Annotated in this window: 1 protein-coding gene; it reads left to right on the top strand. The window is 60.7% G+C overall.

Annotated elements, in window-relative coordinates; all coding sequences use genetic code 11:
• Positions 1-135 precede the first annotated feature (135 nt).
• Entirely contained in the window at positions 136-882 is a 747-nt protein-coding gene (locus Q0349_RS12990; RefSeq protein ID WP_298081441.1) for a hypothetical protein, read from the top strand.
• Positions 883-1,048 lie beyond the last annotated feature (166 nt).

Genomic DNA, 1,048 nt, shown 5'->3' with positions numbered 1-1,048 from the left:
GGTTGTACGGCGAAGCGGCGCAACACAGTATGAGGCTTTCGGTGGATGGCTATATCGCCGCTTTGCCGCGCCAGGACGGCTGGACAGCAGCAAACGGTCGCGCCAAAATTCGCCCAAATTCACCCGGAGCCCACCATGCACCGCAAACCCCTGCTGCCCCTCGTCCTCATCGCCGCCAGTACCGCCCAAGCCGCCAGCCTCTACAGCGAAACCGAAGCCGTAACCCCCGCCGATTACAGCCATGACCCCGTTTGGCAGCGCTTCGTCAAAACCTGCGGCGGCGATGCCACCATCACGACAGCCGTCGCCACCATCAAAACCGGCAATCCGCGCATTGACGCGCAAATCAACCGCGACATCCCCACGCCGGATGCCCTCAAACAAACCATCCTCGACAGCATCGAAGATACCGACCGCGACGACTGCGCCGCACTGCGCAACGCCTCCTGGAGCGTGCGCCCTGCCCACTATGGCCGCCACAACCAGGTTGAACAGTTCACCGTCACCACCGTGCAGGATTTCGGCGGCGTACACCCCGTCAGCGAAAAAAACTGGTATCTCTTTGACGACAACGGCCAGCGCCTCATCCTCGCCGACCTCCTGCAAGGCGACAAAAGCGCGCTCTACCCGTTGCTGGACGCGGCGGACAAGGCGGCAACCGGCAGCGACCCTGCCGACAAAAACAGCGAAACCTACGACGAAGCCTATTTGGAAAGCCTGCACCATGACACCGACAACATCCACTTCAGCGCCGATGGTCTGGTTATCACCTATCCCGCGACCGCTGTCATCAGCTTTGGCCTGGCGGGCGGCGAAAACACCCGCGTCCTGCCCTACGCCCAACTGCGCGGCATTACTAAGGACGCCTATCTGCCGCAGTAAGCTCCGGTACGAGGGTTTTAAGGATGTCAAACGCCGCGGGATGCGGCGTTTTTTGTGGGCGTCATGCAGCGGCGGATGGCGGCACGGTTGCTGCGAGGATTGGGCAGGACGTAGGCGCTGTTTACAATTGGCCATAACATGATGATTTCATTAGCAGGTTTGGTTA

This window comes from uncultured Cardiobacterium sp., from assembly GCF_938028185.1.
Taxonomy (GTDB): Bacteria; Pseudomonadota; Gammaproteobacteria; order Cardiobacteriales; family Cardiobacteriaceae; genus Cardiobacterium.
This window is presented reverse-complemented; position numbering and strand designations above follow the sequence as displayed.